General features: G+C 41.9%; 22 protein-coding genes. All 22 read left to right on the top strand.

All coding sequences use genetic code 11. From position 1 onward, the window contains the following. Positions 1-5 precede the first annotated feature (5 nt). The 22 genes from ACQKMH_RS08465 (at position 6) to ACQKMH_RS08570 (ending at position 25,128) form a co-directional block, all read left to right on the top strand. Positions 6-1,187, top strand: a complete 1,182-nt coding sequence (locus tag ACQKMH_RS08465; protein ID WP_427587548.1) for an amidohydrolase — start codon at positions 6-8, stop codon at positions 1,185-1,187. Positions 1,188-1,255: 68 nt separating this feature from the next. After that, entirely contained in the window at positions 1,256-2,818 is a 1,563-nt protein-coding gene (gene sdaAA / locus ACQKMH_RS08470) for an L-serine ammonia-lyase, iron-sulfur-dependent, subunit alpha (protein WP_427586940.1), read from the top strand. 482 nt (positions 2,819-3,300) lie between these two features. Then, a complete protein-coding gene (locus ACQKMH_RS08475; RefSeq protein WP_427586941.1) occupies positions 3,301-4,002 on the top strand; it encodes an ankyrin repeat domain-containing protein in 702 nt (233 codons plus the stop codon). Positions 4,003-4,077: 75 nt separating this feature from the next. Continuing rightward, positions 4,078-5,037: a DUF4822 domain-containing protein gene (locus tag ACQKMH_RS08480; protein ID WP_427586942.1), complete on the top strand. Its 960-nt coding sequence runs from the start codon at positions 4,078-4,080 to the stop codon at positions 5,035-5,037. 1,182 nt (positions 5,038-6,219) lie between these two features. After that, positions 6,220-7,248, top strand: a complete 1,029-nt coding sequence (locus ACQKMH_RS08485; RefSeq protein WP_427586943.1) for a TRAP transporter substrate-binding protein — start codon at positions 6,220-6,222, stop codon at positions 7,246-7,248. 34 nt (positions 7,249-7,282) lie between these two features. Further along, on the top strand, positions 7,283-7,855 hold the full coding sequence (locus ACQKMH_RS08490; RefSeq protein ID WP_427586944.1) for a TRAP transporter small permease: 573 nt from the start codon (positions 7,283-7,285) through the stop codon (positions 7,853-7,855). Further along, the gene (locus ACQKMH_RS08495) at positions 7,852-9,129 is read left to right on the top strand and encodes a TRAP transporter large permease subunit (protein ID WP_427586945.1); all 1,278 of its coding nucleotides are present in this window, start codon (positions 7,852-7,854) and stop codon (positions 9,127-9,129) included. Before ACQKMH_RS08490 ends, ACQKMH_RS08495 begins: the two co-directional genes overlap by 4 nt. A 60-nt stretch (positions 9,130-9,189) precedes the next feature. Further along, complete coding sequence (locus ACQKMH_RS08500; protein WP_427586946.1) at positions 9,190-10,233, top strand: TRAP transporter substrate-binding protein; 1,044 nt, start codon at positions 9,190-9,192, stop codon at positions 10,231-10,233. 26 nt (positions 10,234-10,259) lie between these two features. Next, a complete protein-coding gene (locus ACQKMH_RS08505) occupies positions 10,260-11,510 on the top strand; it encodes a lactate racemase domain-containing protein (RefSeq protein ID WP_427586947.1) in 1,251 nt (416 codons plus the stop codon). 73 nt (positions 11,511-11,583) lie between these two features. Continuing rightward, positions 11,584-13,788, top strand: a complete 2,205-nt coding sequence (locus tag ACQKMH_RS08510) for a dihydroxy-acid dehydratase (protein ID WP_427586948.1) — start codon at positions 11,584-11,586, stop codon at positions 13,786-13,788. Positions 13,789-13,848: 60 nt separating this feature from the next. Further along, on the top strand, positions 13,849-14,616 hold the full coding sequence (locus ACQKMH_RS08515) for an IclR family transcriptional regulator (RefSeq protein ID WP_427586949.1): 768 nt from the start codon (positions 13,849-13,851) through the stop codon (positions 14,614-14,616). Between the two features lie 32 nt (positions 14,617-14,648). Next, positions 14,649-15,536, top strand: coding sequence for a fumarylacetoacetate hydrolase family protein (locus ACQKMH_RS08520; RefSeq protein WP_427586950.1), 888 nt, complete (start codon positions 14,649-14,651; stop codon positions 15,534-15,536). An 11-nt stretch (positions 15,537-15,547) separates the two neighbouring features. Then, a complete protein-coding gene (locus ACQKMH_RS08525) occupies positions 15,548-15,847 on the top strand; it encodes a UxaA family hydrolase (protein ID WP_427586951.1) in 300 nt (99 codons plus the stop codon). Positions 15,848-15,851: 4 nt separating this feature from the next. Next, entirely contained in the window at positions 15,852-17,009 is a 1,158-nt protein-coding gene (locus ACQKMH_RS08530) for a UxaA family hydrolase (RefSeq protein ID WP_427587549.1), read from the top strand. 24 nt (positions 17,010-17,033) lie between these two features. Beyond that, on the top strand, positions 17,034-18,500 hold the full coding sequence (gene gucD / locus ACQKMH_RS08535) for an alpha-ketoglutaric semialdehyde dehydrogenase GucD (RefSeq protein ID WP_427587551.1): 1,467 nt from the start codon (positions 17,034-17,036) through the stop codon (positions 18,498-18,500). Positions 18,501-18,567: 67 nt separating this feature from the next. Continuing rightward, positions 18,568-19,716 carry a galactonate dehydratase gene (gene dgoD, locus ACQKMH_RS08540; RefSeq protein WP_427586952.1) on the top strand — a complete coding sequence of 383 codons (1,149 nt, stop codon included), beginning with the start codon at positions 18,568-18,570 and terminating at the stop codon, positions 19,714-19,716. A 17-nt stretch (positions 19,717-19,733) separates the two neighbouring features. Continuing rightward, positions 19,734-20,645, top strand: a complete 912-nt coding sequence (locus tag ACQKMH_RS08545) for a dihydrodipicolinate synthase family protein (RefSeq protein WP_427586953.1) — start codon at positions 19,734-19,736, stop codon at positions 20,643-20,645. After that, on the top strand, positions 20,642-21,589 hold the full coding sequence (locus ACQKMH_RS08550) for a U32 family peptidase (RefSeq protein WP_427586954.1): 948 nt from the start codon (positions 20,642-20,644) through the stop codon (positions 21,587-21,589). The genes ACQKMH_RS08545 and ACQKMH_RS08550 overlap by 4 nt, the downstream gene beginning before the upstream one ends. A gap of 74 nt (positions 21,590-21,663) precedes the next feature. Next, the gene (locus tag ACQKMH_RS08555) at positions 21,664-22,623 is read left to right on the top strand and encodes a C-terminal binding protein (RefSeq protein WP_427586955.1); all 960 of its coding nucleotides are present in this window, start codon (positions 21,664-21,666) and stop codon (positions 22,621-22,623) included. A gap of 13 nt (positions 22,624-22,636) precedes the next feature. Beyond that, positions 22,637-23,500: a fumarylacetoacetate hydrolase family protein gene (locus tag ACQKMH_RS08560; RefSeq protein ID WP_427586956.1), complete on the top strand. Its 864-nt coding sequence runs from the start codon at positions 22,637-22,639 to the stop codon at positions 23,498-23,500. Between the two features lie 24 nt (positions 23,501-23,524). Further along, a complete protein-coding gene (locus ACQKMH_RS08565; RefSeq protein WP_427586957.1) occupies positions 23,525-24,481 on the top strand; it encodes a sugar kinase in 957 nt (318 codons plus the stop codon). A 14-nt stretch (positions 24,482-24,495) separates the two neighbouring features. Beyond that, positions 24,496-25,128 (top strand): bifunctional 4-hydroxy-2-oxoglutarate aldolase/2-dehydro-3-deoxy-phosphogluconate aldolase, encoded by a 633-nt coding sequence (locus ACQKMH_RS08570; protein WP_427586958.1) that lies wholly within the window; start codon positions 24,496-24,498, stop codon positions 25,126-25,128. Positions 25,129-25,250: the final 122 nt, after the last annotated feature.

The raw sequence follows: 25,250 nt of genomic DNA on the forward strand, positions 1-25,250 counted from the left end.
AAATGATGTTAGATCAACTATTCCAAAAACTTGAAGAGAAAAAAGAAAGAATGATAGAAATTCGCAGATATCTCCATCAACATCCTGAATTATCTTTTAAAGAAGAAAAGACAGCTCAATACATTGCTGATTTTTATAAAGATAAAAATGTAATAATACGGACAAATGTAGGCGGATATGGAGTGGTTGTGACAATCGAAGGTGGACTCACAGGTAAAACGGTTGCCTTGCGTGCAGATTTTGATGGGCTGCCAATTATGGAAGAGGCAGATGTACCATTTAAATCGAGTAATCCAGGTGTTATGCATGCATGCGGTCATGATGGTCACACTGCCTATTTAATGATTTTAGCCGAAGCGTTAATCGAACTAAAAGACCAATTAAGAGGAAACGTTGTTATTTTGCATCAGCCTGCGGAAGAAACGCCTCCTGGTGGAGCAGTTGCTATGATTGACGATGGATGTTTAGAAGGTGTGGATAGTATTTTCGGTATTCACCTAATGTCCCCATCAGTGACCGGGGAAGTCTCTTATCGTGCTGGAGAAATGCAGGCCGGACGTTCATATTTCAAAGTGAAAATCCAAGGAAAAGGCGGACATGGTTCGATGCCGCACACAAGCAACGACAGTATTGTCGCCGCAAGCCATTTTGTTGTGGCAGCCCAGACGATTATCAGTCGCCGGATTAATCCTTTTGATATGGCGACAGTAACGATTGGCTCGTTTGATGGAAAGGGATCTTTTAATGTTATAAAGGACAGCGTGGAACTTGAAGGGGATGTCAGAACCATGTCTAGTGAAGTTCGTGCTACTGTGGAAAAAGAATTCAAGCGTATTTTAGCGGGGCTTGCCCAGGAATTTGACATTACCTATGACTTAATATACTCACATGATTATCCTGTTTTAGTGAATGATAATGCCATGACTGAACTGGTTGTAAATGGGATCAAAAAGGCTGGAATTCCCGAAATCAAATCGTTGGTAGAAACATCGCCAATGTCTGGGTCAGAGGATTTTGCATACTATTTGCAAAAAGTTCCTGGTAGTATGTTTTATGTTGGAGCAAAGCCGGATGATGGTCCTGCTTTTCCTCACCATCATCCTAAATTCGTCATTAATGAGGACAGCCTGATCATCGCGGCAAAAGCAATGGCAGCAGTTGTTGCAGAATATTTTGGACAAGAGTAAATAAAGTTAAAAGGGGACGGTTCTTATGCTTTCAGCGTGGGAGCCTTCTTCTTTACAGGAGTGATTATATGTCTTTTACAAATTTAAAAGAGTTAATTGAACTAGCAGAGCAAGATAAAACAACTATTTCGGAATTGATGATCAAAACGGAGGTACATCAGAAAGGTTATTCCAGGGAGACGATTATCGAAAAAATGTCGGAACAATTTACTGTAATGGAGGAGGCTGTCCGCAGAGGAACAATGAGTCCAGTTATGTCACGTACTGGTTTGACGGGAGGAGATGGAAACCGTCTTTATCAGTATGCCCAAAACGGGAATTCCTTCGTGAATCCTAGTACACTAAATGCTGCAGCAAATGCGCTCGCGGTATCAGAAGTTAATGCAGCAATGGGGCGGATAGTAGCGACACCAACAGCTGGGTCCGCGGGAATCTTGCCAGCTGTCCTCGTTCACGCCTTTGACACCGGGAAATATACTAGAGAGCAGATTGTACAGTCCCTATTCACTGCCTCAGCCCTCGGCCTGGTAGTTGCAAATAAAGCTTCGATATCAGGCGCAGCCGGCGGGTGCCAAGCTGAAATCGGTTCAGCGACTGCAATGGCTGCCGGCACACTAGTAGAGCTTGCCGGTGGAACACCAATGCAGGTTGGAAATGCCGTCGGAATTGCTTTGAAAAATTCACTGGGGTTAGTTTGTGACCCGGTTGCTGGCCTGGTGGAAATCCCGTGCATCATCCGCAACGGTTTACATGCTATTACAGCCCAAGCTGCTGCAGATATGGCTTTAGCTGGAATAGCCAGCGTAATCCCACCAGATGAAGTGATCCATGTGATGCATGAAGTTGGACAGCAAATGCCTGAATCGTTGAGAGAAACCGGGATAGGAGGTCTTGCCGGAACTCCAACAGGGCAAAAATTAAAAGAGCAGATTCTTAGCGGAAAAACTAGTGGTTGTGGACCAGCAAAATATCAAAGTGCGTATGAGATCATCGGTCCTGTAATGGTTGGCCCTTCGAGTTCGCATACAGCTGGGGCTGTAAGAATCGGGAATATTGCCCGCCAGCTATTAAATGAAAATCCACAATATGTAAAATTCTCGCTGATGGGTTCTTTTGCCGAAACCTATCAAGGCCATGGAACAGACCTAGCTCTATTAGCAGGTGTTCTTGGGTTATCTACAATGGATGATGGCATTCCAGATGCAAAAAAAATTGCTGAAGAAAATGGCTTACAATATGAATTCACGAAACGGGTGCTTGGAAGCTATCATCCGAATACCGTTCTCGTCGAATTGACAGGGGTTACACGTACTGTAAAGGTTTTGGCCAGCTCTTTAGGCGGTGGTAAAGTGGAGGTTCAGGAATTCGATGAGTATCCATTTAAATTTTCAGGAGAACGGCCAACACTTGTGATCCGCCATTCTGACCGAAAAGGGGTTATTGCTGAATTATCGGATATTCTTTATCAAAAAGGCTTTAACATAGCCCGTATGGCAAATGAACGTTCCAAAATCAATGGTGCTGCCATAACGATTTGTGAGATTGACAATATGATCGAGGACACACTCTTACCTTTATTAAAAAGGGAGATTCCGATTATTGAAGAAATTGTCTTGGTTCAAACTAAGTAGTTACCTGTAAATTTTCCATTAAGCTCACTTTACATGGAAGGCGGAAGCAAAGAGCAGCTTTAACAGACATCGTCCCTTACAGGAAATTACCTGAAAATATTGAAAGAGATCCTCCACATCCGAAGTTTTTGGAAACCGTTTGGAAGGCAGGGTATCGTTCAATAGTTAAATAGCGTTTTTTATGTCCCGTCACAAAGGTGGCGGGATTTTTTTTTCTAAACATTAAGAAATTTTATGAATAAGTTAATCTTTTTTTAAGAAATTGTTTAGATGGAGTTTAAGGTTAAGTACTAACATAATGAAGACGGAATAACAAAGCTTGACTAAAAATTAAAAGGGAGTAAAAAATCCGCATGGGAACCTCAAAAACCTTTTTGAACAAGCCATTTTATTGACACGTTATAATAACTAAAAATCTTTTTGGTGCTGTAGATGTACACGAGGTATCGGCACTAATGATGCATGGAAAGGAAGGTGTGTTCATGTGGATACGGCTAACAATTGTCATTGGATGCCTTTTCATCCTTCAAGGCTGTGTCTTAGATAACGAAAGAGAACTAAAAATACAAGAAAAGAAGGCAGGAAAGGGTATGAATGAACAACTGATTCAAGCTGTAGAAAGTAAAGAAACGGAAACGATAAGCAGATTGATTGAGCAAGGTGTGGATATTAATACACAGGACTCAAAAGGCCGAACCGCCACTATGATAGCGACTTATAACAATGATGTAAAGTCGGCAAAAATCCTAATTGAAGCGGGTGCAGATGTCAACATTCAAGATGACATGAAAAATAACCCCTTCTTGTATGCCGGTGCAGAAGGTTATGTAGATATTCTAAAACTTACGATTGAAGCAGGTGCCGACCCGTCAATAACCAATCGGTACGGAGGAACAGCTTTAATCCCTGCTTCGGAACATGGATATGTTGATGTTATTAAAGAACTTGTTACGAATACTGATATTGATGTAAATCATGTTAATGATCTCGGTTGGACAGCTTTGCTGGAAGCTATCATTTTGAATGATGGTGATGGAAAACAGCAGCAAACAGTGCAATTGCTAATAGATCATGGGGCAGATGTCAACATTCCTGATAATAATAATGCGAGCCCTTTACAACATGCACGCGAAAAAGAATTTAAAGAAATGGAACAAATTTTACTAACAGCAGGAGCAAAATAATCAGAGAATAGATCATATAAAAAAATTGCAGGACTGAATATCTACAACCACACTATACAATGAGGAGCAGACAAAATGAATAAAAAAGCTAAAGTCTCATCATCTATTTTACTCGGGTTAACATTGGTCATAACAGGATGTAACACAAACGCACAAGACAATCCTAGTGCACAGAAGCATGAACAAACTGCTAAAGAGAATAAAAAAGAAAATAAGTTAACTGCAGGACAGGAAATGACTGAAATTCTTAGTAGCACGAATTGGCAAGGTACAAAAGTTTATGATAAGAATAATAATGACGTAACAAAGGAGAATGCAAACTTTATTGGTCTTGCAAAATATGACGAAGAAACATCTAGATATGAATTTTTTGATCAAAATACAAAAAAAAGTCGTGGTGATAAAGGAACTTTTTTTATCACTAATGATAAGATTCGAGTGTTAATTTCAGAATCAATGGGTTACCAAGCCGTTGTTGAAATAACGAAACTAAATAAGGATATGTTTACCTATAAAAGAATGGGGAAAGATGCAAAGGGTAACGACGTAGAGGTGTTTGTTGAACATATTCCTTATAATGAAACAGAACTTTCATTTACTGATCCAGATAAAACCTTGGAATCTTTCACAGGAGAAGTAGATACAGACGTTGATGGAGACAAAATTCTATCTAGCACCCCATGGCAAGGAACAGTGGCGTTGGATGAAAATGGAAATGACGTATCAAGCTATAACTCGAATTATCTAGGGCTAGCAAAATATGATGATAAAACGAATAAGTATGAATTTTTTGATGCTAAAACTGGTGAAAGCCGCGGTGATTACGGCTATTACGATATTGTTCATGGAAATAAGATAAGAGCCCATGTTTCACAAGGGGAGAATAAGTATGGTGCAGTTCTTGAACTTACAGAGCTTAATGAAAATAAATTCACTTATAAAAGAATCGGTAAAGATAAAGATGGAAAAGAAATAACGATAACGGTCGAACATATACCTTATGAAGGTGATTTGAAATTAAAATTAACTAAGTAAAAATATTTAAAAAGGGATTTTGCTTTAATGGCAAATTCCCTTTTTAATATAGTAATAGAATAGTGGATCAAGATATCCACGCGTAAATAGTTGTTTCTGGGTCATTTGATAGCTTTACCATGTAGAGGCTGAAAAGGGGATGTCCTCCATGGATTTTGCTTGTTGTTCGGTTGGTTGTGACACTTGCTCCATAATAGTGAATATTTCTTGAATCCGAATACAAAAGTGATTTAAAAATTTTTTATCGTCTGTTTAATTGTGTCTCGTGTATGGAGGCCAATTTTTTTCCTCCAACAACCATTATAGTTCCAGTCATCATTTCAGCCTTTGGAGGTAAAGGCATTCCACTGTACTTTTATATATTAAAGGCAGATTCCCAATTTATACTTATTGACAAGGAAAAATGAAACAAGCGTTTTTCCCGCAATTGAAGCGGAAAGTCAAAAATGCAGATTTTATTTGATATCCCGAAAAACAATATGTAACTATAAATACATCTTGTTTTCTTTCGAAAGGTCTATCTTTTTACAGGAAGATTAATGGCTTTTAAAAAAAACTATCGATGTGCACTAATCATTAGTCCATTATGTCGCCCTATCCAAATGGAAGTAAAGCAAATCCTTATAGTCAGATTAGGTAAAACAACATTCACGATTAAAACCTCAGTAAAAGTGTGTAGGATAATGTACTTTAAGGGTCCCTTTTTGATTTGTGAATTTTCTATCCTTTAAGTATCGTAGTATAGTAAAAAAACTAATTTTACCTTTCCTCTTCAGATTCCAAAATATCTGACAGGTAAGGAGGAGCTGAAAAAAAGTAGATGATTCAGCAATTGATTTGTGAAAAAAAGAGTATGTTTTAAATTGTAATAAAATTCAAAAAAATGGTTTGACATTAGTAAAAATGGAAGCTTATAATCAACGTAAGAAATCAAATATAAAACCGAGTTTTATATTATAGAACAATTTAAATCTTTATTTTTCTAATTAGGAATGTAATCGCTTAATAAATCATGAAACAACAGTAAATATAATGAGCGGAAAAGTGTTTTCCTTACTCCGAATAAAACGAAAACGGAGTTTTATATTATAAAACAATTTACCTTTTGCTTAAACAAAGAGTAAGGAAAAGTTCTTAATATCAGTTAGTAATGATAGCGCTTACAAATAAGGAGGGATTTAATTGAAAAAAAGGAAGCTTTTTGTATTCGCCACAGGCTTCACTCTTGCAATGACATTACTTTTAGCAGGCTGTGGTGGAGGTGAGGGAGAAAAAACTAGCGGATCTGGTGTTGAAAAGAAAACGATTAAAGTGGCAAATTATTTTGCTGAAAATCATCCTCAGAACATTGCATTAAAAGAAAAATTTAAAAAAATGGTTGAAAAGGAAAGTAATGGTGAACTAGAGGTCCGGATTTATGCAAACAGTACATTAGGTGCTGAAAAAGAATTTTATGACGGGGTCAGGAACGGAACCATAGAAATGGGTGTTCCAGGATTAATTATGCAGTCGGACATTCCGAAAATGGGCGTCCCGGAATGGCCCTTCCTTTTTAGGGATTACGACCATGTAAAGAAGGTATTGAATGGACCAATCGGAGAGGAATTGACAAAAGAGCTTGATCCGAAACATGGAGTAACCCCGCTCGCATGGAGTGCAAATGGATTTAGGATGTTTTCTAGCAATCGTCCAATTAATAGTTTGAAAGACTTTGATGGACTTAGACTCAGAATGCCAAACATCCCGAATTACATAAAATTAGGCGAATCATTAGGAACGAACGTTAACCCATTACCTATTTCAGAGGTTTTTACTGCACTTGAACAAAAGGTAGTTGATGCTCAAGATAATCCCATTGCTACGCTGAGGTCCTCGGGATGGTATGAAGTTCAAAGTGATGTACTGGAATCCAAGCATATGTTCAGTCCGAATATTTACATTATAAATAGCAAATTCTTTAACGGTCTAACAAAGGAGCAACAAAAAATCATTCAAAAAGCAGCAAAAGAGTCTGCTGCATATGAGTTTGATTTAATGGAAAAAGGTTATGAAGATGACAAGAAATACCTCGAGAAAAATGGAATAAAGTTCACAACGCCTGACGAAGAATTTACACAAAAAATGATAAAAGCGTCTCAACCAGTTTATGATGAAGTCTTTGAGGAAAATGACTGGGCAGAGGATCTCGTTGGAAAAATAAAAGCACAATAAAGCAGGTGCTTTAGATTGGAAGGAGGAGATGTAGGTGAATAAAATATCCAGAATCTTAGAAAATACATTGAATATTATTATGGCTGCTGCGTTAGCAATAATGGTCGTTCTCGTGTTTGGTAATGTAGTTCTTCGTTACTTCTTTAATTCAGGGATTACTTGGTCAGAAGAAATGTCAAGGTATCTCTTCATTTGGTTGACTTTTCTCGGCGCCATCGGAGCTTTCAAAAATAAAGAACACTTAGGTGTTGACATGGTCATCAGACGGCTCCCAAATAAGATGAAAAAAGTCGTCCTTGTTATTAGTGATTTGTTGATGTTATTCGTTCTCATTCTTATCCTGGATGGTAGCTGGAAAATGACGTTGATAAACATTGATAGTACAGCACCAGCTACTGGAATGCCACTGGCACTTGTATATGGGACAGGTATTCTTGTAAGTGTGTCAATGGGCAGTATGATCATTTTCAATTTATATCGAATTTTCTTCAATAAAATTAAAGACGAAGAATTAGTAATGATAAGTGAGTCAGAAGAGTTAATTTCTCTCCATTCTGATGACTTTGCTTCGGATATTAGGATAGGTAAGGAGGAGAAACAGGGATGATAGGTGTATTTGTCGGATCTTTACTGGGAGCCATGGGACTTGGAATACCTATTGCCTTTGCCTTACTTGTGAGCAGCGTAGTGCTTATGTACTTTCTTGGTATTTTTGATAGTCAGATCATCGCACAAAACCTGATCAGTGGTGCGGATAACTTTCCTCTAATGGCGATACCGTTTTTTATGCTTGCAGGAGAGGCGATGAATCGGGGCGGATTATCACGGCGCATCGTCGAGATGGCAATGAAGATGGTTGGCCATATCAAGGGAGGCCTTGGCTATGTAGCAATCATTGCGAGTGTGTTGTTTGCAAGCTTATCCGGATCTGCCGTTGCCGATACGGCCGCTCTTGGGGCGATATTAATTCCAATGATGGTGAAGTCTGGTTATGATGTGAACCGGTCAAGTGGCTTGATTGCATCAGGTGGTATCATTGCCCCGATCATTCCGCCAAGTATTGGCTTTATCATTTTTGGGGTCGCGAGTGGTGTGTCCATAACAAAGCTGTTCATGGCAGGTATCGTACCAGGTATTTTACTTGCAGTAGGACTCACGGTTACCTGGTCCATTGTTGCACGAAAAGATAAAGTCGCCGTTAATCCTCGCGCTTCAGCAAACGAAATTCTTACTTCATTCCGACAAGGTATATGGGCTCTGTTTCTGCCGGTCATTATCATTGGGGGATTGAAATTCGGATTATTTACACCGACTGAAGCTGCGGTAGTAGCTGCCGTGTATGCAATATTTGTCGGTCTAGTAATCTATCGCGAAATGAAAGTGACAGATTTGTACGATGTCTTTGTTCATGCTGGAAAAATGACAAGTGTGGTCATGTTTCTGGTCGCCGCAGCACTTGTGTCATCGTGGCTGATTACTGTAGCTGATTTACCTGGTCAGGTAATTGGATTGCTGGAACCATTTATGGATCACCCATTCCTTCTATTAATAATGATTAACTTACTGGTTATCGTAGTTGGAACTGCAATGGATATGACGCCGACAATCCTTATTCTTACACCTGTCTTGATGCCACTGGTGAATGCTGCAGGAATTGATCCAGTATACTTTGGTGTCCTGTTCATCCTGAATAATGCAATCGGTTTACTTACCCCACCGGTCGGAACCGTCTTAAATGTCATGTGTGGCATAAGTAAAATTAGTATGGAAGAAATCATGAAGGGAATTTGGCCTTTCTTGCTTGTTGAAGTGATTGTATTGATCTTGTTGATTCTGTTCCCTTCCTTAGTGCTGGTTCCACTAGGATGGTTTACCTCCTAACGGAATTAAACTAGTAATTCGGTTTGTATGCTGATATTCATTTTAATTAATAGGAGGAAAATGATAATGAATAATATGTTCAAGCGTTTGGCGGTGGGGGTTTTACTGCCAGCCGTATTGCTATTAAGTGCCTGCGGAAACCAAAATGAAAGCGCTTCAGCTGACGGTATTCAAAAACGAACAATCAAAGCAGGAATCGGGAATAGTAAAATGCATCCACAAGGGCAAGGAATGGAGAAATTTAAAGAACTGGTTGAAGAAAAAAGCGGGGGGAAAATGAAGGTCCAAAACTTTTTTGATGCCACCCTCGGGGATGATCAGAAAATGACAGAAGCACTTCAAGGTGGTTTACAGGAAGTAACTGTTCCTTCAACCTCTCCACTTGTGGGAATGATTAAGGAATTTGGAATTTATGACTTTCCGTTTGTCTTTCATAATGAAGAAGAAGCTTATACCGTACTTGATGGTGCAGTAGGCAAAAAACTTTTGGATAAATTACCGGAACATGATTTAGTAGGTCTAGGATATTGGGAAAATGGTTTCCGAAACATAACCAGCAGTAAACACCCTGTTAAAACGGTTGAGGATTTCAAAGGCCTTAAAATTCGTACCATGCAAAATGAAGTGCATTTAGATGCATTTTCTAAATTGGGTGCTAATCCATCGCCGATGGCTTTCTCTGAAGTATTTACTGCGTTGGAAACAGGTACTGTTGATGGTCAAGAGAACCCACTCGCAACCATTCAAACGCAAAAATATAATGAAGTGCAAGACTACTTAAGTCTAACTAATCATGTTTATACACCATTTGTATTCCTTGTAAGTAAAAAGTTCTGGGATGACTTATCTGAGCAAGAGCAAAAAATCATGAGTGAGGCTGCAAAAGAGGCAGGGAAATACCAACGGGAAATCAATCAAAAGGAAAATGAAAAGGCACTTAAATATCTAAAAGAAGAAGGAATGAAAATCAATGAAGTCGAGCCGGCTGAAATTGAAAAAATGAAGGAAGCCATTCAACCAGTAACGGAAAAATATGCTCAAAAATTCGGTCCGGATCTGGTAGAGGAAATGTTGAAAGAAGTTGAAAAAGTACGTGGTCAATAATCCAGAGACAGTTTGGAGGAATGAAAATGGATATTATCTCTGAACTTTTACGTGAAATCCCATTACCAAAAATGGTCAAAGTGAGGCAGAAATTTCGTACACCTCAACTAGTTGATGTAGCTGGTGAGGTGAAGAAAGCGATAAAAGCTGCAGGTGTCTTATCAAGAATAACGAATGGTGACAGGGTGGCGATTGCAGTAGGAAGCAGAGGGGTGGCGGACCTTCCTATACTAGTAAGAGAAACGGTAGCTGCGGTCATGGAGGCTGGTGGCGATCCATTTATCGTACCTGCAATGGGAAGTCATGGGGGTGCTACAGCGGAAGGGCAAATTGATGTGCTGCTGCAACTAGGTATTACAAATGAATCGGTTGGAGCACCAATATTGTCATCGATGGAAGTTGTGAAACTGGGTGAATTGCCAAATGGGCTCCCTGTATATATTGATAAGCTAGCATATGAATCTGATAAAATCATAGTCATTAATCGGATAAAACCGCATACTGCATTTCGTGGGCCGGTTGAGAGCGGACTAATGAAAATGATTACAATCGGTTTAGGCAAGCAAAAGGGAGCCGAAGCTGCACACGCATACAGCTTTAAATATATGGCAGAACATGTGCCTGGAATGGCGAAAATTTCCTTAAAAAAAGCTCCTATCATATTCGGCCTTGCAACCATTGAAAATGCCTATGATAAACCAGCGAAAATCGTCGTTGTTCCAGCAGAGGATCTGGAAGAAGTAGAGCCGGGACTATTGCATGAAGCAAAATCATTGATGCCAAAAATACATTTCGATTCGATGGATGTGCTTATTGTAAATGAACTCGGAAAAGACATTTCTGGGGATGGGATGGATCCGAACATAACGGGCAACTTCGCCACCCCATATGCAACCGGGGGGCCAGATGTTAAACGGACCGTTGTTCTGGGGCTTACTGAAAAAACTCACGGGAATGCAAACGGCATCGGCATGGCTGATATGACGACGAAAGCCGTCATGGATGAAATCGAATGGGAAAAAGGGTATGCCAATGCACTAACGAGCACAGTGACAGATGTAGTAAAGCTGCCGATGTTTTTAAATACTCAGGAATTGGCTGTTAAAGCTGCCATCAAAACGTGCAATGCCTTCGATTTAAATAAAGTAAGGGTCGTAAGAATAAAAAATACACTTGAAATCGGTGAAATTTGGATTTCTGAAAGCATGATCGAAGAAGCTTTAAAAAATGACAATATAGAGATTTTGTCAAAACCAGAAAAATTGATACTAGATTAGAAAACTCCGACCATTCTTCATATATTTTTATAGAATGGCAGAATCGATTAGGAATCAGAAAAGGAGTGCTTAAATGACACAGCTATATCCGCTCATTGATAATGAAGTAAACCCTTACCGCGATAATGTACAGGGAAAAGCAAATGAACCTATTACGGTTGCGGGGCTGTTGGACCGCTCAAAGCTGACGCTTGGCTCCACATATGAAGGTGGCAAGCCGGATTGGACGCTGGAAGAAATTTATATGCGGCTAGAGAGGAATGCCCCGCGTATCGCAATTATCGGTGGTTCATCCGATCACCCAGCCCATATAATGGATTACCAAACGTCAGCACGGGCAGCCATCCGCATCTGGCAAAACGGCGGCGTCCCGTTTCATTTCTCGACACCTGTAATGTGTGATGGCACTGCGCAAAACAATCAAGGAATGAGTTACTCTCTCCAGAGCCGAAACGCGGTTGCACAAATGGTTGTCAACCAGCTAGAAGCGCACAGTTATCATGGTGCATTCGTCATTCAAGGATGTGATAAGCAGCCTCTTGGTGTAGTGAGTGCACTCGCTCATGTTGATCGTGTACGCCGCAACCGTGGTGAAGCACCCTTTTTTGCAACATTCGCACCTGCTCACGTATTAGAAGGCGGTTCGATTCCAGCAGACGTTATTGAGGAATTGGAAACTCTTGCGAAAAAAGCTGAAAGTAAAGGCGCAGCCGATGTAGCCGTTGATTTACGAGATACGATGGCATATATATTGCAATGTTCATCGAATACTGCATTTCAGGGCGTGTTTGAACGGGCCTATGAACGAGGAATATTGACGAAGGAACAGCATAAATATTTTGAAATGAGACTTGCAGTCGCAACATGTGACGGGCAGGGAGGTGTATGTGCCTTCAATGGTACGGGGAATAGTTCACGTCATTTAGTGGCAGGCATGGGTCTCGTTCATCCAGCTGTTGAGCTATTAACGGATCCACCAACACAACGCCAGATTAACTCGGTACTTGATAGCTTTGCAGGTATGATAAACGATGAGCGTTACGGCGTGGCCAACATTGTCGCTGCGAACATAAAAAATGCAATCCGTATTCACAGCGCTTCGGGTGGTTCTACTAACTTAATGATGCATATTGTCGCAGGCATGCTTTATGCGGGATACAAATTCAGTTTATGGGACCTTGACCGCATTCACCATTTACATCCAATTCCTGACTTATTTGATTACAGTTTGACAGAAGGAAGGGACATATATTCACTTGCAATGCAGTGTTGCAGCGGGAAAAGCAGGGGAATGGAAACACTTTTTTATGAACTGATTGAAAATGGCGTACCAATGGATCAGGATGCGCCGACTGTAGCCGCAAAAACTTGGAAAGAACGGCTTGCAATTACAAGTAGCCTGAAAGCGGTTAACGTTAAGGAAAACCAAGTTATTTTATCCAATCCACGCCGTGGATTCAGCGGTGTAGATGTATTAAAAGGTAACTTCTTTGAAAGCGCCGTTGTGAAAATCAGCGGAATGCCGACACCACAGCTTGACCAATTCGATAATAAGCTGGCATTTGTCCTTTATTACGAAAATGAAGATGATGCAAATAAAAGTCTGCTCGATTCAAATCTGCTTGGGAAAATTAAGGAGCAAAAGCTTTTCGAGCATAATCTACTGCTAGAATCTCTTAAATACAACAATGAGCCGGAATGGTCGCTTCTTAAAGAAGCAACCTATGACGAGTTATTTGACAGGATGGTTGAAGCTGGCAGTTTGAAAATTGCGGTCATTATCTCGGGGCAGGGGCCAATAGCATTTGGGATGCCTGAAATGTTTACTCCAATGCAACACATCAATGCAAACCGTATTATGAAAAAAATCGCAACAATCATTAGCGACGGCCGCTATTCAGGAGTCACATATGGTGCTGCTATCGGACATATGACCCCTGAAGCGTATGAAGGTGGCGGCATTGGTTCACTCAAATCAGGTGATGTCATTCATCTTCAGCTTCGTGATCGACGTATTGATTTTGTCGATTCCGCTCAACTGCATTTGGGGAAGGTCGTTCATGATTTTGCAGATCTGATTAAAGAAGAAAGACAATCATTGGTAGAGGAACGCAAGCAGCGTATGAAAGTTCGACAAAAAATGGTTGCGGCCAGTAACAGGATGTTTGGACATACTGATGCAGCAAATGGGGTTGTCCCAATCGCTGTCATTGATGATGCAGTGCTTGATTATGAACAGGATATTTTGCTTCAGGAGAAAAAAGTAGTAATAAAGTGAGGAATGCTTGTCATAAATCCGATAAGATAAAGGTAGACAGAATAGAAGGAGTGAGGAACGATGCCTATCATCCAATCGGTGGAGCGTGCCTTGAAAATATTGGATTTATTTGATGAGCGAGAGCGCGAACTAACTATCACAGAGATAAGTAAACGAATGAATTTACATAAAAGTACGGTTCATTCGCTATTAAAAACCTTACAGGTGCATCACTATATTTCACAAGGTGAAGAAAATGGAAAATACTCGCTAGGATTAAAGCTGTTGGAGAGAGGAAGCGTTGTTGTGACCCATCTCGATCTGCGCAATGTAGCAAGAAAACATCTTGAATGGCTTTCAGCGACAACAAATTTAACGCTACATCTTGTCATACTGGACGGGCATGAGGGTGTATATATCGATAAAGTGGAGGGCGCCGGGGTAACGGTCTTGTATTCACGTATTGGCCGGCGTGTTCCGATCCATACGAGTGCCGTTGGCAAATCACTTGTGGCAACCAAAACGGATAGTGAATTGGATTTGCTCTTGGAAGGCTATGATTATACGGGACCGACTGAAAGATCAATTAGATCCAAAGAGCAGTTTTTGGCGGAAATCGAAAAAGCACGCATTGCTGGCTATTCAATGGATAATGAAGAAAACGAACCGGGCATTTTCTGTTTGGCTGTACCGATAAAAGATTATTCAGGCAAGGTAATCGCTGCTATGAGTGTATCGATGCCTGCCTCGAAAGTAAGCGAAGAAATACGAGAGTATTACGTAAGTATCTTAAAGGAATGCAGCAGTAAAATTTCGCAGGAGCTCGGTTATGAATATCAAAAAATATAATAAGTGGACTGCCATTTAGGAGGAACTAGCAAATGAGAATAATTCGCTATGTAAAAGAAAATAAGAAACAACTTGCAGTGATAGCAAATGAAAATAATGTGGTGGACCTCCCATTTACAGATTTTATGTCGTTGATTACAACGGCACGTCATAACAACAAAACAGCGTTTGATATTGTAAAACAATTTGTGGCCGATGGAGAGAAAAAGCCATTGGAAGGTCTTCAATTAACAACCCCCATCGACGCACCAGAAGTATGGGCATCAGGCGTAACGTATAAAAAAAGCAAGGAAGCACGTAACTACGAAGCGACACAAGGAAAGCTAGACCGCCAAACGTTCTATGACAAAGTGTATGATGCAGTTCGTCCCGAGATTTTCTTTAAATCGACGGCAGCAAGAACTGTGGGACCGAATGATCCAGTTTATTTACGTTCAGATTCCAACTGGCAAATCCCGGAGCCAGAGCTTGGTCTTGTCATCGATAAAGAAGGTACAATACTTGGATACATCGCAGGAAATGACATGAGTTGCAGGGACATTGAAGGGGAGAATCCCCTTTATCTTCCACAGGCAAAGGTATGGAAAAACTCTTGTTCCATCGGACCTGCCATCTTATTAAAAGAGGCTGTTCCGGATCCATATGAGCTTAAAATAATCTGCCGTATCTATCGAAAAGAAGAAAAGGTATTTGAAGGTGAAGCAAAAGTACATCAACTGAAACGGAAGCTGGAAGAGCTTGTAGAGTATTTAGTGTTAGATAACATTATTTTTGACGGTACAGTTTTGCTTACAGGTACGTGCGTGGTTCCACCGAATGAATTTACCTTGAATGACAAAGACCGGATAGAAATTGAAATTCCAGGTATTGGTGTATTAAACAACCCGGTTATCCAAAGTAAAGCCGTTCAAACAATTTAAGGGGTGACAAAATGAGCGAGTATAAAACACTGTATTTAAGTAATAAAGATAGTGTAGCTGTCGCTTTAGCCGAAATCCCTGAAAACACATCAGTAGTTGTGATGGCAGGCCAAGAAGAATTCGTCGTATCCGTATTGGAACCGATTCGTTTTGGACATAAGTTCGCAGTCAGAGACATTGATCAGGGGGCAGATATCATTAAATATGGGGAAGTCATAGGGGCAGCTTCAGCTTTTATTCCCGCTGGTGCACACGTTCATGTACACAATTTAGAAGGTAAAAGGGGAAGGGGTGACAAAATTGCTGAATGAAAAAATGCAGTTTTGGGGCTACCGCCGTCCAGATGGCCGAGTAGGTGTCAGGAATCATGTACTGATTTTACCAACGATAACTTGCGCAACTCAAACAGCGCAGCGCGTAACAGAGCTCGTTAGCGGAACAGTTACATTTATTCATCAGCATGGCTGCGCGCAAGTGGGCACAGATTACGATCAAACGGCCAGAACCTACGCAGGAATGGGAATGAATCCAAATGTATACGGTGTCATTGTACTGGGACTTGGCTGTGAAACACATCAGGCGCATCGTATTGGTGATGAAATTGCCAAATGCGGTAAACCAGTAGAAACGGTTTCGATTCAAGATAATGGCGGCACACTTCAAACGATTGCGGAAGTAGCTAAAATTGCCGTCAAAATGGTACAGGATGCCTCAATGGTGCAACGTGAATTATGTGATTTTAGCGAGCTGATCGTCGGTACAGAATGCGGAGGGTCGGATGCATGCTCCGGCTTATCGGCGAACCCGGCAGTTGGACGTACGAGCGATTTGGTCGTCCAACAGGGGGGTACCGCTATATTAGCGGAAACGACCGAACTCATCGGTGCGGAGCATTTGATCGCTAATCGGGCAGCAAACGACCAGGTCGCTAAAAAAGCTTATGCGGTTATTAATATGATGGAAAACCGCTCCATTCAAATGGGCGTAGACATCCGCACGGGAAATCCAAGTCCAGGAAACATTGAGGGTGGTCTCAGCTCACTCGAAGAAAAATCACTGGGAGCCGCAACAAAATCAGGTACAACCAGGCTGGAAGAAGTCATTGACTATGCACAGGTGCCCACCAAAAAAGGGCTCGTTTGGATGGACACGCCCGGCCATGACATTGAGCAATTGACCGGCATGGTCGCAGGCGGTGCCCAAATCGTTCTCTTTACAAGTGGACGAGGCACACCGACTGGTTCACCGATTTCACCTGTCATAAAAATTTCAACCAATACGCCAATGTTTGACCGAATGAATGAAAATATGGATTTAAATGCAGGTACGATTGTCGATGGTATTGAAACCGTTGATGAAGTGGGCCAGCGCATTATGGAAGAAATTCAACACGTTTCAAACGGTAAACTAACAAAAGCGGAAATCTTAAAACAGCATGACTTTGGGATTTGGAGAATTGGACCGACCTTCTAAAATGAAAAGGGGCTAAAGACAATGATGACAACTACATTTGCAACGAAAACATATAAAAATTTTATTAATAATGAGTGGGTGAACGCCTCTTCCGGGGATACGATCGAAAGTATTAATCCTGCAGACAAAGAACCGGTTGGCTACGTTCAAAGTTCAACGGAAGACGACTTGAACAAAGCGGTAGCATCTGCGCATAAAGCAAAGAAAGCCTGGCGCAAGCTCGGGCAGTCTGCACGTGGTCAAATCCTTTTCAAAACGGCCAATATATTAGAAGAAAACCTAGATGAAATTGCCGAAACAATGACTCGTGAAATGGGTAAAACGTTGCCAGAAGCAAAAGGAGAAACGGCTCGAGGTGTTGCAATCCTGCGTTACTATGCAGGGGAAGGTATGCGCAAGGACGGCGATGTTATCCCATCATCTGATAAGGATGCCCTTATGTTTACAAAACGTACCCCACTAGGTGTCGTCGGCGTTATCACGCCATGGAACTTCCCTGTTGCCATTCCCATTTGGAAAATGGCCCCAGCCCTTGTATATGGTAATGCAATCGTATGGAAACCTGCTACGGAGGGAGCCGTTACAGCCGCGAAGGTGATGGAATGCTTCACAAAAGCAGGCTTCCCTGAGGGGGTAGTGAACTTCATTACCGGTAAGGGTTCCATCATTGGCCAAGGTCTCATCGACCACCCCCTTTTAAATGCAATCACATTTACTGGTTCTGAGAGTGTCGGGCAGAGTGTAGCAAAGTCAGCTTCCGCGCGTGGCATTAAATATCAGCTTGAAATGGGTGGCAAGAATCCAGTTATCGTGACGAAAGATGCAAACATTGATCAAGCAGTCGAGGCGGTGATCAGCGGTGGATTTCGTTCTTCCGGGCAAAAATGTACAGCTTCAAGTCGTGTTGTCGTTGAATCGGCGGTCTATGATGAATTTAAACAAAAACTAGTAGAAGCAACAGCAAAAATTACGGTCGGAAACGGTCTGCAAGAGGGAATTTGGATGGGGCCTTGTGCGAGCGAAAGCCAGTTCAATACGGTGACAGAATACATTGAAAAAGGTAAGCGGGAAGGAGCTAAACTCATACATGGAGGCGAGGTATTATCGGGCGGTGACTACGAAAAGGGTTTTTTCATAACACCAGCGATTTTTGAAGATGTGACGACGGATATGGTGATAGCCCAAGAAGAAATTTTTGGACCCGTTATCTCGCTTATTAAAGCAGCCGATCTTGTCGAAGCGATTAACATGGCAAATAATACGAAATACGGATTGAGTGCATCGATTTTCACATCAAATATTAGCTCCATTCTAGAATTCATCGATGATATTGAGGTAGGTCTTGTCCGTATTAACGCAGAAAGCGCAGGTGTTGAGTTGCAAGCACCATTCGGAGGCATGAAGGCATCAAGCTCGGGTACACGAGAGCAAGGTGAAGCGGCGAAAGAATTTTATACAGCCATAAAAACGGTTTTTATTAAAGGTTCTTAACAAAGTGAAAGGGAGGTTTCCTTGTTTGGAAATCTCTCTCCTACCATAAAACATTGTGAGGTGCTTGATGAAAATCACAAAAATTTCGTTATTCAAAGTCCCACCCCGCTGGCTGTTTTTAAAAATCGATACGGACGAAGGCATTTCTGGCTGGGGAGAGCCAGTTGTTGAAGGCCGTGCTGACACGGTTAGAGCAGCAGTTAACGAACTGACAGATTATTTGATCGGGAGAAATCCGAACGACATTGAAGACATCTGGCAAACGCTTTATCGAGGTGGATTTTATCGAGGTGGTCCTATATTAATGAGTGCCATTTCTGGCATTGAGCAGGCACTTTGGGATATAAAAGGAAAACATTTCAATATTCCCGTATACCAAATGCTCGGCGGAAAAGCACGTCAAAAAATTAAAGTGTACTCATGGATAGGCGGAGATCGACCAGTGGATGTCGTTGCTGCCGCGAGAGAAAAACAGAACGAGGGCTTCCTTGCTGTCAAAATGAACGCATCAGAAGAAATGAATTACATAGACAGCTTTTCGAAAGTAGAAGCGGTCATCGAACGCGTAGCATCAATCAGGGAAGCGGTTGGCAAAGACTTTGGCATTGGAGTGGATTTTCACGGGAGGATTCATAAAACGATGGCAAAGGCGATTGTGAAAGAACTTGAGCCCTACAGACCGATGTTCATTGAAGAGCCGGTGCTGCCGGAAAATAATGAAGCACTTCGGGAGATTGCCCGGCATACGACTTGCCCGATTGCGACGGGTGAAAGGATGTATACTCGCTGGGGGTTTAAACAACTTCTTCAAGATGGTTATGTCGATATTATTCAGCCGGATCTGTCTCACACAGGTGGTATTTTGGAAGGGAAAAAAATTGCAGCAATGGCAGAAGCTTATGATGTAGCTATTGCACCCCACTGCCCGCTCGGCCCGATGACTCTCGCTTCATCGGTTCATCTGGACGCAACGACACCGAACTTCATTATTCAAGAACAAAGCCTGGGTATTCATTACAACGAAGGCATGGACATTCTCGATTATATGAAAAATCCAGAATTATTCGACTATGAAAATGGTTATGTGAACATACCAGAAAAGCCGGGTCTTGGTGTGGAAATTGATGAAGAAAAAGTGAAGCAAGCAGCAGAAAACGGACATGATTGGAAAAACCCAATTTGGCGTCATGAAGACGGGAGTATCGCTGAATGGTAATAAAAGGAGGAAAAACAATGAACTTTCATGGCATCATTCCACCGGTAGTCACACTTTTTGATGAAGCGGGGAACTTAGATTTAGCCCTGAACAGAAACTATATCGATCTATTAATTTCACGGAATATTGACGGTATTTTATTGATGGGAAGTTCAGGTGAGTTCTCATCACTTACAACAGAAGAAAGAAAGCTCTACGTACGCGAAATGATTAAGCACATTAACGGTCGAGTGCCGGTTATGGTTGGCGTCGGCCATACCGCATTGAAAGAGGTACTTGAATTAACATCTTATGCAGAAGAGCATGGAGCGAACGGAGTTCTGGTAGTTAACCCGTATTACTGGAAGCTGTCTGACGAGCAATTATACCGACATTTCTCCAGTGTGGCGAATCATACGAAGTTACAAGTCTTCATTTATAACATACCGCTCTTAACTGGACAAAATTTATCAATTGAGTTGATAAAAAAATTAGCCGAAGATCATTCAAACATTGCTGGTATTAAAGAGACGGTCAGTGATTTCGGCCATCTTCGTCAAGTGCTGACAGAGATGAAGAAGGTCCGCAGTGATTTCCGCGTCTTCTCTGCGTTTGACGAGCATTTGCTACCTGCACAAATGATAGGTGCAGCGGGGAGTATTAATGGAAGCGCTGTCTTTGCGCCGGAAATATCCGTGGATTTATATGAATCATATCATAAGGGCGATCTTGCTGAAGCACAGAAAAATCATCAAGTTATTTCAAAACTGATGGATGTGTACAATTACGGTCCGACATTTTTTACTGCCATGAAAGAAGCCGTTCATCAGCGCTGGTTTAACGTGGCAGCTGGACATCGTGCTCCGTGTGATGTATATCCAGCTGATTTGCCTGACAAAGTAGCTGCTCTTTTAAAAAATATAGATATGAAAGAAGGCGTCCAAAAATGAAGGAATCACGAGAACTGCTCGAACAATTAGGATATCCATCAACAGATCTTAAAGAACTTCCGACATCAACGAAAAGATTTCCAGATGGTGCGCAATACCGCATTGAACTCCCAAGTGTAGAAGGTCCGACTGCATTAAAAGAAACATTGAAAGAAATTGACCGACTCGGTTTGACCATACACCGAATATCTCAAGGCAGCGGCATCATGCTTCAAACGGATGAAGAAATTAAAGAAATGTGTGAGCTGACAGCAGAACGTGGCATGGAGCTAAGTTTGTTTGTCGGCCCTAGGGGATCGTGGGATGTCAGTGCGGGACCGCTTACGCCAGGAGGCAAATCACAGGGAATCCGCCATGAAGGTTCCGACCAGCTAGTTTATGCCATGGAAGACCTGAAAAGAGGAGCTGCACTTGGTCTTCGCGGTGCTTTGGTTGCGGATGAAGGACTTCTTCTTTTAACGAAAGAAATGAAAAAATACGGACAGCTACCCGAAGATTTTGTGGTAAAAGTATCGGTCCAGATGGGATCAGCCAATCCAGTATCCGTTAAATTAATGGAAGACATCGGTGCGGATACCTACAACGTGCCACCAGCATTAACGCTGTCTAAACTTGCAGCGATCCGACAATCTATAGACATTCCAATTGATTTATATGTAGAAGTACCGGATACTTTCGGCGGTTTTCTTCGTTATTATGAAATACCAGAAATTATCCGTGTATTGGCCCCTGTTTACATCAAATTTGGGCTTCGTAATCACCCTGATGTATACCCGTCAGGTAAACAGTGGGAAAGTACGAACATATCACTCGCTCAAGAACGTGTACGCCGTGCCGCAATTGGTATTCAAATGATCGAACGATACTTTCCTGAAGCAAAAACCTCGAAGCTCGGTGCTGAAGGACTCGGTATTGCGAAAGTTGAGAAAGCAACAGCGAAATAGATGATTTTCACCTGAACGGGATAGATCCCTTTGTTTTACAGGAGTTCATTACCATATATAGGAGCTGAGATCAAATGGCCTTTAAAATATTATTAACGGATTACGAATTTGAGCATTTGCAATTTGAAGAAGACGTTTTTCAAGAAAGCGGTTTGGAAATCGATTTCATCAAGGCGCAATGCAAAACAGAGGAAGAAGTTATTGAGCAGGCGAAAGATGCGGATGCGATTCTAAATCAATATGCTCCTATCTCACGCCGAGTCATTGAGTCACTTGAAAACACTAAAATCATTTCCCGATATGGTGTTGGAGTCAATACGATTGATCTCAACGCCGCTAAGGAAAAGGGGATTACTGTCGCCAACGTGCCGGATTATGGCATGGAAGAAGTATCGAATCATGCTTTGGCGCTATTACTTTCATCTGCACGTAAAGTGACACTGTTAAACAAGGAAGTGAAAAAAGGTAACTGGGACTTTAACGTTTGTGTGCCGATTCATCGATTTAACGAGCAAACGGTTGGCGTTCTAGGCTTTGGTCGTATTCCGCGACGTTTCATAGAAAAGGTGAAACCGCTCGGTTTTAAGACTGCTGCGTACGATCCATTCGTATCGGCAACAGATATGGCAGCGGTAGGCGTTCAAAAAATGGAACTCGATGAAATAATACGTGAAGCCGATTATTTGTCGGTCCATGTACCACTTATTGACGAAACGTACCATCTGATTAATGAAGATCGCCTCAAACAAATGAAGAAAAACGCGATCATCATTAACACGGCGCGTGGACCGATAATCGATGAAACAGCACTTATTGAAGCACTTGAAAAAAGGACAATTGCTGGGGCAGCACTTGATGTGACAGAAAATGAGCCAGTCAGCAACGATAGCCCCCTTCTCAGGATGGACAATGTCATCATCACACCGCACAGCGCTTGGTATTCTGAGGAAGCGATGGTTGAACTTCGTCAAAAGGCTGCGAGAAATATCATTCAAGTCTTAAGCGGCGAAAAAACACCCTACGCATTGACGTAAGAGAGGAGAATATATGAAAATAGCGATTTTTTCCGTACAATCCGATTCTCACATTGGGATTGTCCAAGATGAACAAATAATTAGCTTAACGGCACTCGATCCAGATGAATTTCCTGCTTGTTTGAAAACATTTATAGATCGAAGCAGTGAGTTGCGAACACGTGCTGAAAAGTTAATCGAGAAAAGGGTAAATGATGATGCAATATTCAAACTGTCAGAAGTAAAGATCCTCCCGCCGATCGCACAGCCGGAAAAAATCATTTGCGTGGGGCTTAACTATATGGATCATTGCAAGGAAACTGGTATGGAGCCACCAGATTCGCCCGTCATTTTTTCAAAATATGCGAATGCGATAGTCGGCCATAATGATGCCATTGAAATCCCAATTAATTCAACCGAAGTCGACTTTGAGGCAGAGCTTGCGATTGTCATTGGAAGAGAAGCGAAACATGTGTCAGAAGAAGAGGCGAATGACTACGTCTTTGGCTATACAATCATGAATGATATTAGTGCCAGAGATTTGCAATTTCAAGACGGCCAGTGGTCACGAGGGAAAACGGCGGACACATTTGCTCCATTCGGTCCTGCGGTCGTTACAAAAGATGAAGTGGATGATCCGCATAATCTTGCGATTTCCCTTGAATTAAACGGAGAAATGATGCAGGAGTCCAATACGGGAAACTTAATTTTTACGGTTCCGAAAATCATTTCATTTTTATCGCAGTCGATGACTCTAAAGCCAGGTGATTTAATTGCCACAGGTACACCTCCAGGCGTGGGAATGGGACGTAACCCGAAAGTTTGGTTGAAAAACGGTGACAAGATGAATGTCAGGATTGAAAGGATCGGAATGCTTTCTAATCATGTTATAGGTTGACGAAAAGAGAGGGAAGATGATGACATGGATGTTGTAACAATCGGAGAGACGATGACATTATTTACGCCGAATGAAGGAGGGCCACTTCGCCACGCAAGCTCATTTTCAATGAAATTCGGAGGTGCGGAATCCAATGTCGCAATCGGCTTAAGCCGTCTCGGTCACAGTTCGCGTTGGATTAGCCGTCTCGGAGAGGATGAATTTGGCCATGCCATGCAGGCGTTCATTCGTGGTGAAGGGGTTGATGTCTCATATGTGACACGAGACCCTGATGCGCCTACAGGAGTCTTTTTTAAAGAATTCAGACGGCTGAATGATACTCGTGTTTATTATTACCGGAAAGATTCGGCAGCTAGCAAAATGACGGCCGAATTATTATCGGAACATTCAATTCAAGACGCCTCATACCTTCACATTACCGGTATTACTCCTGCACTTGGGAAGTCGTGCCAGTTACTCTTGGACAAAGCGATCCACATTGCCAAAAAAAATGGAACAAAAGTCGTCTTCGATCCAAATATTCGCTTGAAAATATGGGCAGATGAGAATGAAGCACGTCACTTCATTACAAAGTACGCATCGGAAAGTGATATCGTCATGCCTGGTGTGACCGAAGCCGAATTTTTATTCGGTTCCCACACTCGGGAGGTGTTAGTCGATCGATTTCATGAACTCGGTGTCGAAACAGTTTTGCTGAAATTGGGCAAAGAAGGTTCTTACATTTCATCTCCACCTATAACGAAAACATTTGTACCTGGTTTTTTTGTAGAACGAGTCGTTGATCCTATCGGTGCTGGAGATGCTTTTGCATCCGGTGTACTTTCAGGCCTACTTGATGGATTGTCGCTACAGGAGGCTGCCCGGCGTGGAAATGCCATGGGAGCAATGGCAACGATGGCAAATGGCGACGTTGAGGGTTTGCCGGTCCGTGCCGACCTCGCTTTGTTCATGAGTGGCGGCGCCGATGATGTGACGAGGTAGAATAGGAGGAAAAAATGACTAAACTAGATGAGCTTAAACATAGGAAACTGGTTGCCGTTATTCGCGGTGCACGCCCCGATCAAATCATACCAATCGCTCGAGCCCTGAAAGAAGGAGGCATCCGAACACTTGAAATTACAGTAGAAACACCCAAAGTGTGCCATTTAATTGAAAGAGTAAAAGAGGAGTTCGGTGATGATATCATAGCGGGGGCAGGAACAGTATTGGATCCGGAAACGGCCCGTGCGGCCATCATGGCTGGAGCGGAATTTATCTTTTCTCCAACCGTAAATGTCGAAACGATTAAAATGGCGAAGCGCTATGGCGTGATAAGCATCCCCGGGGCGCTCACGCCAACGGAAATATTGACTGCTTACGAGCATGGAGCGGACATTATCAAAGTTTTTCCGGCAAATACACTGGGGGTTAGCTACTTTAAAAATCTTAAAGGCCCGCTCCCTCACATCCCTCTTATGCCAACTGGCGGTGTCAACCTTGAAAACATCGCTTCTTTTTTTAAGGCAGGGGCCATCGCGGCGGGACTTGGTGGTTCTTTGATCAATCCAACGAAATTGATTTCAAATGAAGACTATACGATGTTGACAGAAACGGCAAAAAAATTTTCTGCCATCGTACTAAAGAGCTAAAGCAAGCCGGCGCTTTTGCGGGTGTCCCTTAAATAGGTGATTGAAATAAAACCTCCCTTTACGACAATTTTGGCAATTGAACATCATTTAATCTTTAAGTAGTCCAATATGTGTGTTTTTGC

Source organism: Peribacillus sp. NPDC097895 (assembly GCF_050277555.1).
Classification (GTDB): domain Bacteria; phylum Bacillota; class Bacilli; order Bacillales; family DSM-1321; genus Peribacillus.